12 protein-coding genes and 1 pseudogene are annotated in these 9530 nt (G+C 40.9%); 8 read left to right on the forward strand and 5 right to left on the reverse strand.

Annotated features, from left to right (window positions below; translation table 11 throughout):
* Positions 1 to 761 precede the first annotated feature (761 nt).
* The 4 genes from HWQ37_RS34745 to HWQ37_RS27515 all read left to right on the forward strand — a co-directional run bounded on the left by HWQ37_RS34745 (position 762) and on the right by HWQ37_RS27515 (position 4167).
* Complete coding sequence (locus HWQ37_RS34745; protein WP_363318196.1) at positions 762 to 1055, forward strand: DnaB-like helicase C-terminal domain-containing protein; 294 nt, start codon at positions 762 to 764, stop codon at positions 1053 to 1055.
* Between the two features lie 225 nt (positions 1056 to 1280).
* Positions 1281 to 2087, forward strand: coding sequence for a DUF4351 domain-containing protein (locus tag HWQ37_RS27505; RefSeq protein ID WP_292753598.1), 807 nt, complete (start codon positions 1281 to 1283; stop codon positions 2085 to 2087).
* A gap of 263 nt (positions 2088 to 2350) precedes the next feature.
* Positions 2351 to 2743 (forward strand): ASCH domain-containing protein, encoded by a 393-nt coding sequence (locus HWQ37_RS27510; RefSeq protein WP_292753599.1) that lies wholly within the window; start codon positions 2351 to 2353, stop codon positions 2741 to 2743.
* Positions 2740 to 4167 carry a DNA cytosine methyltransferase gene (locus HWQ37_RS27515; RefSeq protein ID WP_292753600.1) on the forward strand — a complete coding sequence of 476 codons (1428 nt, stop codon included), beginning with the start codon at positions 2740 to 2742 and terminating at the stop codon, positions 4165 to 4167. The genes HWQ37_RS27510 and HWQ37_RS27515 overlap by 4 nt, the downstream gene beginning before the upstream one ends.
* Positions 4168 to 4361: 194 nt before the next feature.
* On the opposite strand, the gene HWQ37_RS27520 is transcribed toward HWQ37_RS27515, so the two are convergent.
* Both HWQ37_RS27520 and HWQ37_RS27525 read right to left on the reverse strand, forming a co-directional pair.
* Entirely contained in the window at positions 4362 to 4991 is a 630-nt protein-coding gene (locus tag HWQ37_RS27520; protein WP_292753601.1) for a pyridoxamine 5'-phosphate oxidase family protein, read from the reverse strand.
* A 9-nt stretch (positions 4992 to 5000) separates the two neighbouring features.
* Positions 5001 to 5618 carry a glutathione S-transferase family protein gene (locus HWQ37_RS27525; RefSeq protein ID WP_292753602.1) on the reverse strand — a complete coding sequence of 206 codons (618 nt, stop codon included), beginning with the start codon at positions 5616 to 5618 and terminating at the stop codon, positions 5001 to 5003.
* Positions 5619 to 5771: 153 nt separating this feature from the next.
* Here HWQ37_RS27525 and HWQ37_RS27530 point away from each other — a divergent pair, with 153 nt between their 5' ends.
* On the forward strand, positions 5772 to 6341 hold the full coding sequence (locus HWQ37_RS27530) for a TetR/AcrR family transcriptional regulator (RefSeq protein ID WP_292753603.1): 570 nt from the start codon (positions 5772 to 5774) through the stop codon (positions 6339 to 6341).
* 11 nt (positions 6342 to 6352) lie between these two features.
* Here HWQ37_RS27530 and HWQ37_RS27535 read toward each other — a convergent pair.
* Positions 6353 to 6490: pseudogene (locus HWQ37_RS27535) on the reverse strand (ISKra4 family transposase); the annotation flags it as partial.
* Between the two features lie 232 nt (positions 6491 to 6722).
* Positions 6723 to 7517, reverse strand: a complete 795-nt coding sequence (locus HWQ37_RS27540; protein ID WP_292753604.1) for an aminoglycoside adenylyltransferase domain-containing protein — start codon at positions 7515 to 7517, stop codon at positions 6723 to 6725.
* Positions 7518 to 7718: 201 nt separating this feature from the next.
* Here HWQ37_RS27540 and HWQ37_RS27545 point away from each other — a divergent pair, with 201 nt between their 5' ends.
* Entirely contained in the window at positions 7719 to 8000 is a 282-nt protein-coding gene (locus HWQ37_RS27545; RefSeq protein ID WP_292753605.1) for a hypothetical protein, read from the forward strand.
* Between the two features lie 673 nt (positions 8001 to 8673).
* Positions 8674 to 8877 carry a ribbon-helix-helix domain-containing protein gene (locus HWQ37_RS27550; RefSeq protein WP_292753606.1) on the forward strand — a complete coding sequence of 68 codons (204 nt, stop codon included), beginning with the start codon at positions 8674 to 8676 and terminating at the stop codon, positions 8875 to 8877.
* On the opposite strand, the gene HWQ37_RS27555 is transcribed toward HWQ37_RS27550, so the two are convergent.
* Positions 8848 to 9039: a DinB/UmuC family translesion DNA polymerase gene (locus HWQ37_RS27555; RefSeq protein ID WP_292753607.1), complete on the reverse strand. Its 192-nt coding sequence runs from the start codon at positions 9037 to 9039 to the stop codon at positions 8848 to 8850. The genes HWQ37_RS27550 and HWQ37_RS27555 overlap by 30 nt on opposite strands.
* Positions 9040 to 9337: 298 nt before the next feature.
* Between HWQ37_RS27555 and HWQ37_RS27560 the strand changes: the two genes are divergently transcribed.
* Entirely contained in the window at positions 9338 to 9487 is a 150-nt protein-coding gene (locus HWQ37_RS27560) for a hypothetical protein (protein ID WP_292753608.1), read from the forward strand.
* Positions 9488 to 9530: the final 43 nt, after the last annotated feature.

Below are 9530 nucleotides of genomic sequence, written 5' to 3' on the forward strand. Positions count from 1 at the left end.
TAACAGCTTTTTGAGTATTTTTGCTGATTGACAAAATGCACTTTTTTAAAATTATAACGGGTGGTGCAGGTTTAAACATTTTCTTCTTAATTAAGTAAGTCGGCGCGAAAAAAACAAATTTTTTCCAGAGTTTCTGTCGATATTTCGGAAATTTTCATAGTTTTTACTACAGTTAATAAATTTTCATAGTTAACATCTAGCATTCGGCATAAATTGTTATAACGATAGTCATTAATAATATAGTGTTAACCACGCCAGTCAGTGACACGACACCTATTGGTATTCCCCAAATATTAAATCAGGTTAAGGGAGATCGCTTTCACTCGGATTTCTCACAAGCTTGAGGGAAGGGGCAGAGGGGATTATAACTTGGCACATTGAAATCTCCTCTGCTCCCCTGCACAAGCACAGGCTTTGAGAGATGTGGTGAGAAATTCGGGGTAGGAGTATGGGAAGATTCGTCAAGTATCCCCCCTAGTGAATGGAGAAAACAGCATAAGAAAAACTAGAATAAGGGAATTTAATCTAAAATATTTCCTTTTCAACTAGATAAATTAAATCTCATAATTAATGCTAATTTAATTTCATCTTAAATTTAACAATCAAGGTAAGCTTATCTAATTTAGTATAGTGTGAACTTGACAAAAGAAACAAGATAAACGTCAGTGGGCAAATAGAAAATGTACTTGACATCAGGGCAAAAGAAGTGAGATGAAAGCAATGCGCTCAAGAAAGAAAACTTCTCTAATGAAACTTTATGTCTGAAGGATTTAAGACTAAATCGGCTCCAGTCAAGAAAGTTAAAAAGAGAAGTTGATACCCGTTCCGAAAAGCGTCCAACCAAAGCTGATTTTCGAGAATCTGGAGGATTTGAACAAGAAGCTGCTGTGATGTTGGGTTTATATCGAGAAGATTATTACGATAAACAGACCACCCAAAAAGGCATTTTTGAAGTCTCAGTTTTGAAAAGTCGGTTTAGTAGTGAGACGACTGTTAATCTCTTGTTTGATGAACGATTTGGACAGTTTAAAAATTTGGCTAAGTCTCAATATTGAATACAACAAAAGTTAACCTGAGCATTGTAAGTGTTCATACAAGTAGCACTCCAGCGAGGGAATCAGGCAGAAAATATAACAAGTAAAAAAGTACTATTGGTTTAGTCTAAATCAAAAAGGAGGAGAAGATTATGATGAAGATGAATTTCCTGGCCATTGACAAAGTAAATAAAATCATTGAGCTTGCTAAGAACTAAATCTCCATTGAAATAAGGGTGAAAGAAATTGAGTTACGATAATACTGCCAAGTACTTAGCTGAATTGTATCCAGCCGAGTTTGCCAAGTGGTTGCTACCAGATAAAACTACAGAAGTTACAGTACTTAAAACTGAACTTTCAATAGATCCAATCCGTGCAGATTATGTCACATTTTTGCAAACAAGTAGCCGGATTTTGCACATTGAGTTTCAAACTCTCCCTAAATCTAATCCGCCGATTCCTTTGCGGGTATTAGACTATTACGTGAGATTGAAACGGCAATATAACACACCAGTAACCCAAGTCGTGATCTTCTTACAACAAAGCAGTGACCCTATTGCATTTACTGAAGAATACACGGATGAGTTCACAATTCACCGTTATCGAGTTATACGGTTATGGGAACAAAATTCAGCTTTGTTTCTGGATAATCCAGCGCTATTGCCTCTTGCGCCTTTAACTCGAACTGATTCCCCAGCAACTTTATTATCCCAAGTAGCTCAAAACATCGCTAAAATTCCAGATAGGGACGAAAGGCAGAACATTGCTGGATGTACAGAGATATTTGCAGGTTTAAGGTTTGAAAAAGATTTAATTCGTCAATTTTTACGGGAGGATATTATGCAGGAATCTGTTATTTACCAAGACATTGTTCAGAAGGAAGCTTTTAAATATACTTCACGTTTATTAAATAGACGTTTTTCAGAAATAGATTCATCAATTTTAGAGCGAATTCAACGTTTATCAACTGAAAATCTAGAAGCCCTTGGAGAAGCTCTACTAGATTTTTCGTCAGTTGATGATTTAGTAGCTTGGCTAGACCAATTAAGATAAAGCAAAAACAAGTAAAGGGAATTGGGTTCAAATATCCACTTCCCTAATTCTGATATCTATTCATAGAAGCATAAGATATAAAAATATGTCCATCCTTTTATTAAGGATACAACACCTGAAGTAATAAATAATTGCTCAAGATTAAAATTGTGCTATACGGATTAGAACAGAAATCTCACAGATGAAGTCGCAAATACATCCACATCCAGCACTTGCAGCGTTGGATGCTTATGTTCAATTGCTGAATTTTTAAAGGGTGGTACATGAAAGCGATATCTGTCCGTCAGCCTTGGGCATGGGGAATCATTTACTCCACCAAGGATATAGAAAATCGTGGCTGGCCTATCAATTACCGGGGTGATATTCTCATCCATGCAGCAAAAAAGTGTACCAAGAAGGAATATGAAATCGCCTCTATCTTCTTTCAAAGCATGGGCGTGTTTATACCAGAGCTAAAAAGTCTCCGTCGCGGTCAAGTCATCGGCATTGTCACAATAGTAGACTGCAAGTTTTCGCAAGTTGCGTCTGGTTGGGGAATACCTGGGCAATACCACTGGAAGCTGGAGAATCCACGTAAGATCACACCAATTCCTTACATTGGGCGGTTGGGAATTTTTGAAGTGCCGGATGATTTGGTCATGGAGGTGGCTGCATGACTAAATCAGTAATAGCTGAGTTATCTGCAATACCCGAAAAATTCTTAGAGGACGACCTTAAAAGCATACAACTTCATAGCCAAGGATGCCTCTATCCGTATCTCGAAAAGAAAAAGCTACTTGATGGCTCAATAGTTTTTTACCCACGAGTTATAGGACAACGTGACCCAGACAACCCGATTCAGTGGCGATGGGGTTTTAACTGGGAAGAACGAGTTGATGGATTATGGAAAGGACGAAGTATCGGCTCAATTCCCCCTGGTGCTGTCCCAATGATTCGGACACTGCAACAGCAGGGGGCAACTAAGGAAGATATTATCGCTTTTATCAAAAGAGCGAAATCCAAAAAAACATCACCAAAATTAGATGTCTGCAAAAATTTTGATAACACAAAAATAAAACCAGTCCTGCCAGATGATGCACCGATCGCTGTAGTACTTTTCGCGGGTGGCGGCGGGATAGAAGCGGGGATGGTGCAAGCTGGTATTCGCCCAGTCATCGCAGTAGAGTTTGACCCAAGTAAACCAGAACTGAGTAAAGCGATCGCCAAAACCCATCACCGCAATTTCAGGGAATATGGGTGTAGAGTCGTCCAGCTAACAGTTCAAGAAGTAGCGCAGTCAGGATTTCTAGGTTTTCCCCGCCGCCCCGACTATCTCCATGCCTCCCCGGTGTGCGCCAACTTCAGCCAAGCTCACACAGCTAAGGCGGGAAAAGGCATTGAAACGGCTGATGATCTGACGGCTGCGATCGCAGTTGTAGAAGCCATCCGACAGTTACAACCACGGGTGTTTACGCTGGAGAATGTGCCGCGCTATCAGAACAGTAAGAGTTTTAGTATCATTCTGCAAGTTCTGGAATCAGAGGGATACTCGGTCGATTACAGTGTGGTCAACATGGCTGACTTTGGGCTACCCCAGGCGCGGCGGCGGTTAGTTCTGGTTGCAAGCAAGGGTTTTCACATTGCAATACCCGCTCACAGAAAACCAATAGGTTGGTATGAGGCGATCGCCCATCTCATCCCTACGATGCCTGATTCACATTTGTTACCTAAACAGCAACAAGCTTTAGAGAAATTTTTAGCCGGGAATGCGCCAACACCACTGCTAATAGAAAGAGTGGGGGGGCGTACACAGTCCAAATATAAACCTGGACATTTACCTTGCAACACGATACTGCGATCGCATTTCACCGATCGCAAGGGCTGCAACCGTAGTAAGTTCGCTGATATCTGGTTGCCTGATGGTACAGTCAAGTCTTTGTCTATTGAGGGGGCTGCAATCTTGCAAGGGTTTCCGTCTTGGTATGAGTTCCCAAAAGAGACTGCTACGGCTGGGTCAATTATCGGCTATTCTGTGCCTCCCAGTTTTGCAAGCCAATTATTCATGTCGGCACAAAGTTATAGCTATGTAGGCAATAGCTAAAGCTGTACTCCTTCATCAATCCAAGCATCAAAGGATATTCGCGGTCTTGGACTATCCGTATGCCAACAATGGGTCATAGGGACGAAACGCGGGGAGCCTTCGTATCGCTCAAATGACCCAATAAGCGCTACCTTATCAGTAGTTTTTTCTCTTATAGCAGCTTCATCAGTGAGAGGATGTCAAGCTGGTCTCAATTAGACGCTGTTGCGATCGCTCAATGTGTGCGGAGTAAATTCATCCAATTTCTGTTCTAACTCTTCAATTCGAGCCACAAGGGGAGCCATCATAGCTTCAACCTCGGTAGCAGAATAGCGGACAGGAATGTGTTGAGAACAATTCTCACTCAAAGCTTCGACATGAAATAGAATAGCTCGCTCAACTTTTGCTGGATAGCCAGGGATGCGAAGTCGCTCAATTAAAGCACTATCCCCTTCAACATATTCTGCCTTACCCCAAACTTTGATACGTCTGCGTTGGCGGTAATCCATCAGGAACAGAAATGCTTTTGCTTCTCCTTCAAGGTTGCCTACGGTAATGTACTGCACATTCCCAGAAAAATCGGCGAATCCCAGGGTTTTCTCATTCAACACTTTCAGGAAACCGAGCGCTCCTCCACGAAACTGGATATAGGGATAGCCATTGGAACTGACTGTTCCCAAATAGAACCCATCCAAATGAGCAATAAATTCGGCAATTTCTAGTGTAATTGAATCATTGGCAGGGCCGTTCGCAATGTAGCGTTCATAGGTTTGCCGCGATCCCCGTTGTGACTGGGCGGCTTCAACTTCAGGAGTAAAAGCAATTTCTCCAAATTTGCGTGGCATAGTGCGCTCCTAAACTCTAGCAGGTTCTTCAATACCAATCATTCCAATAAAACCGGGGAGATGCTTGAGCCGTTCAATCCAGGCTTGAACATGAGCATAGGGTTCGAGAGAAATCTTACCATCGGGAGCGAGGGCGATGTATGGAAATACAGCAACATCGGCAATCGTAGGATGTCCCAACTCTAGCCATTCACCTTCTGCTAGATGATTATTAAGTTGTGTGAGGATAAACTCTGATTTTTGATTTACTCGTTCTAGATTGATGTCAGTAGCTTTGAACAGGTGATATAAACGTGCCGATTCAGGGCCAAGCCGAACTTCTCCCGCAGTTGTAGATAACCAGCGAATTACACGACTCATCGGCTCTGGCTCCAGAGGCAACCACCCTTCTGTGCCATACTGTCGAGCTAAATAAACTAGAATTGCTTGAGCATCTGCCAATATAGTATTTCCATCAACCAAAACTGGCACTTGACCAAAAGAATTGAGTGCTAAAAATTCTGGCTGTTTGTGCGCTCCTCTAGGCAAATCAACTTTTACCCATTCGTAATCTAAGCCTAATAGCGACAACATTAGTTTTACTTTATAGCTGTTGCCAGAGAGTTCATAACCGTAAAGCTGAATCATAGATTAATCCTTCAGATGAGGTAAGAACGAACAAGTTTAATCACAGAAATTAAGTGGCACTTCTTGTCTCATTTTTATACCGTTCGTTCAGTACACAATTACTGTACCGAACGAACGGTATAATGTCAATATCTATTTTTCTCAACTCTTACAATGCCCAAAGAAACATATATTCCACATCTCATACGGCTGTTTCGCCAATTCGGGTATGATGGCGCAACTCTATCTAAAATTTCTGAAGCTACTGGGCTTGGGAAAGCCAGCCTTTATCATCACTTTCCTGGCGGTAAGGATGAAATGGTTGAGACAGTGCTAGATTTTCTTCAACAGTGGTTAGCCCAAAACATCTTGACAGCACTTACCTCCCAAGGTGATGCGCTAACACGATTACAGAGGATGTGCGTTCGCCTGAGCGAACTTTATGAAGGAGGACACCAACCCTGTATGTCTGCCATTTTATTAATGGGTTCAGCCCGTGATATCTTTCACACTAGAGTTAATGCTTTATTCTGTATCTGGATTAATGCGATTGCTAATGTTTTAATCGAAGGTGGTATGGATGAAGAACTCGCCAAATATCGAGGGGAAGATGCAGTGATTGCTATTCAAGGTTCCCTAATTTTGTCACAAGGGTTGAATGATCCATCTCCTTTTATGCGTGTTATTCAACAACTACCTAGACAACTTTGTACTCCAAAGCCAGGGCTGCAAAAAGACGATTAATACTGACACGCTGGATGCTGGGCATATTGGCTATTAACGTAATCAATTAATGATTGGTTATCATCAAAAAACGCACCATAGTAAATCCCTTGCAGACGAACGGTTTTATAGTCTCGCCAGAAACAGCCTGCTTTCGGTTTACCCCTCAGGCCACTTGTATGAGAAAAACTGCCCTGAACTCCTTGCTCAGGGCAGCACTTGAAAAGGGAAATAAAATAGGGAACTTTTAAAGCGTTGTCCCTTGGTTTATACATAATTCGTTTGGTATGTAATATTCTTCAGCTAGAGTTTTGTGTTTTATGCAAAAGTAACCAGAAATCTTGAAACTGCTGTCATCAAGAGTTAAGTGCCAGCATCAACACCATCCCTTCGGTAAGTAAGTCAGATGCGTATTTCGTTACATACATTAATTACATAGCGTAAGAAGTGTACTGCTTCAACAGCACGGCTCACTTTGCTGCGATAAGAGGAACCATGCCGAATTTCACGGAGGTTAATTGCCTCTTGAATAAGTTGATGCCACTTTGGTGGAAGATGCACCAAAGCATATCGACCAGCCTCGGTTTTGGAGAGGATTTCATGCTCTCTCAACACGTAAAACAGACGCAGAACACCAAGCACAGCCCACTCAATACCACTATCTGTTAATAAATATGCTACTTTACTTGGCGCTCGTGTCCAACTCACCCAATAGCTGTTCAGATTTTCCTTCATCTTTCTTTGCAGCAGATTCCAATCAACCGTAAATGCAAGGTTTTCTGGTGGAAGTCCAATCAGACAAATGCCTCGATGTTTCAACACCCACCAAGTGGCTTGGTTTATGTCATGATATCCAGCAGAGTGCAGAGCGCTGTCATGATAGTAGGGATAAGGAGCAATTTCTTGTTGCTCTCGCCCGACATCTTCAACAAGCAAATAACTTCCTTCTAGTTTCCACTGTGGATAGCTCAGTTCTAGTTTTTTATGGACTGCTTTCAGTTTTTTTACCTCGGATGTTGTAGCCCGTCGTATAAGAATAGTAATAAAATCAATGTCACTCAAGTATGGGTTAAAGGCATTAAGTGCAATAGAACCATGAATATAAAAGCCTTCTATCAGACCCGGAAGTTCGATTTGTAATAACAACAAATAATCATTTAATACTGGACGAATACATTTTGGGATACGAGTATCCATATTTAATAAACCGCATTACCTTTATTTTAATCTTGCGCTCTCATTTAATAATAAGACCACTTCATTAGCGGGCTATTAGGCATCACACTCTGCTCACGTCCCTAAAAAGCAATCCACACCCATACAGCTTTTTGGCAAAATGCCTCTGATTCGCTGATAACTTCCTGTATTCTGGGATATCCCTTCTTTGTGGAAAGCCAAATGATTCCTATAGATATGAAACGACTCATCAAAAAAACCTCTAACCCAGTTCGCAAGAAAACAGAAGTAACCCCATCACCCACTGAATCCATTGAGATTCTTGAGAGCCAAAATATTCCTGAAACAGTGATTGAACCAAATCCATCTGTGTACATTGAAGACTACGTTTCCGAATCTGAATACATTTCTGAATACTATCGCCCCCTCCGCTCTGTGGGTAACTCCGGGTGGCAGGTGTCTGATGTGTGGCGCGAGTTGAGGGTTGATGATTTCTGCGGGTAAGTTAAGCTCTGACTTAATAAAAATTAATATATTCTGCTAAATTACCTTCAAAAAAGCCATACAACCCTTACTAGATAAGAGAAATAAACATTATTTACTAGTTATTTATGGGTTTAGAACTGATTCGGGCTTTTGAGTTTTATTTTCGAGCCTAGTTTTGATATCTAACTAATAATTTGGCATAACAGATACTGAAGAACCAAAACTATTAAACCTTAATGCTCCTAGAAAGTTTTCTAGAGGCATTAAGGTAAGGTTTCGTTAAATTATAGAGTTAAATATAGTGCTTGAATGAAAGTCTACATCCAGAGTAGTTAGTCAATTTCACCTTTGGGTAAAGAGCAAATGAATATTAGATGCAATTGTATGAAGACAAGGTTTAGTAAATTCAATTGGCAATACTTGCTGATTATACGCCTCTTGCTTGGCTCACTTTGATTGCGCTTTGCTTAACAATATTTACAAAAAATCCAAGCTCCTTTCAAATGTTCTAAAGTTCATATAAATGATTTATCAGTGAAGTTTTGGGTTACAAGTAAATACTCTGGAGAGGGATGTGCTAAAAATAGTTTTACGGCAAGTATGCTGTGGTTAACATCTATATATTTGTTAAGTATTGCACAAGGCATTTAAAGTCTAGATAATTCATTAAATTTGGTTAATATAGCAAGTCATGAACAAAAAATGGGCTGCCAAACGAATCACAATAAATCTTGCATCTGCTGAAAACGAAAAACTTGAAAAATATTGTGCAAACACAGGTAGACCTGCAACTGATGTGATTCGGGAGTTGATTCGCTCTCTCTCCATAACCGAGTTGTCAGCGTCTGAACAGACTACACCTACGCTAAAATATGATGTTCCCATTCTGAAATAGCGGCAATTGAATTACTTGGTTTTGTTTGGCGTTATCAAGGTTAGACAAGGAAATGCCCAGCAACCTAATACTGCGATTCTCCAGTGAAATCGACTCAAACAGCGCTTTGGCTATCTCAAAAATCGTAGAGAGTTCACGCTCTGGGAGCAAGCATTGGAGCATGGCGAAGATTTGGGGGATTGGTCAGCATTTGAAATGCTGGCTGTTCTTTGGGGGTTATCCTTCTCTGGTTCTGGCACAAACCCGAAATAAATCCCTAGCCTTCGTGGGTGGATCGTGGGCGTAGTCGATTATTCGTTTGTAATTTGGCTGGAGATTTATTTTTATGGATCTCCCCTACTGGGGCGGTTGATGCCTCTGTTGGGTAATGGTTTCCTGTAATCTTTATACTTTATTCGTGGAATAGGTTCATAGTAAGCTGAATGAGCAAGTGCCTTGAAAGTAAGTGTTCTTGGGACAAATGACATCATTAACTAATCCAGAAAAAGACCGATATAATCTAACTGCCCCAGAAGTCTTTGCCAATCCCTATCCTACTTATCGTCGGATTTTGCAACAAGAGCCTGTTTACTGGAATGATTTTTTGGGGGGCTGGTATCTAGGGTGTTGACTTTGTGAGAAATCAGCCTAAAATTTTTCATGCAATTTCTGTG

This window comes from Nostoc sp. NMS4, from assembly GCF_017115095.1.
In the GTDB taxonomy this organism is placed as follows: domain Bacteria; phylum Cyanobacteriota; class Cyanobacteriia; order Cyanobacteriales; family Nostocaceae; genus Nostoc.

Bases quoted from the DNA above. Each gene is read 5' to 3' on its own strand.
- HWQ37_RS27510 (WP_292753599.1), top strand. From the start codon at position 2,351: ATGAAAGCGATATCTGTCCGTCAGCCTTGGGCATGGGGAATCATTTAC.
- HWQ37_RS27515 (WP_292753600.1), top strand. From the start codon at position 2,740: ATGACTAAATCAGTAATAGCTGAGTTATCTGCAATACCCGAAAAATTC.
- HWQ37_RS27520 (WP_292753601.1), bottom strand. From the start codon at position 4,991: ATGCCACGCAAATTTGGAGAAATTGCTTTTACTCCTGAAGTTGAAGCC.
- HWQ37_RS27525 (WP_292753602.1), bottom strand. From the start codon at position 5,618: ATGATTCAGCTTTACGGTTATGAACTCTCTGGCAACAGCTATAAAGTA.
- HWQ37_RS27530 (WP_292753603.1), top strand. From the start codon at position 5,772: ATGCCCAAAGAAACATATATTCCACATCTCATACGGCTGTTTCGCCAA.
- HWQ37_RS27540 (WP_292753604.1), bottom strand. From the start codon at position 7,517: ATGGATACTCGTATCCCAAAATGTATTCGTCCAGTATTAAATGATTAT.
- HWQ37_RS27545 (WP_292753605.1), top strand. From the start codon at position 7,719: ATGATTCCTATAGATATGAAACGACTCATCAAAAAAACCTCTAACCCA.
- HWQ37_RS27550 (WP_292753606.1), top strand. From the start codon at position 8,674: ATGAACAAAAAATGGGCTGCCAAACGAATCACAATAAATCTTGCATCT.
- HWQ37_RS27555 (WP_292753607.1), bottom strand. From the start codon at position 9,039: ATGCTCCAATGCTTGCTCCCAGAGCGTGAACTCTCTACGATTTTTGAG.
- HWQ37_RS27560 (WP_292753608.1), top strand. From the start codon at position 9,338: ATGACATCATTAACTAATCCAGAAAAAGACCGATATAATCTAACTGCC.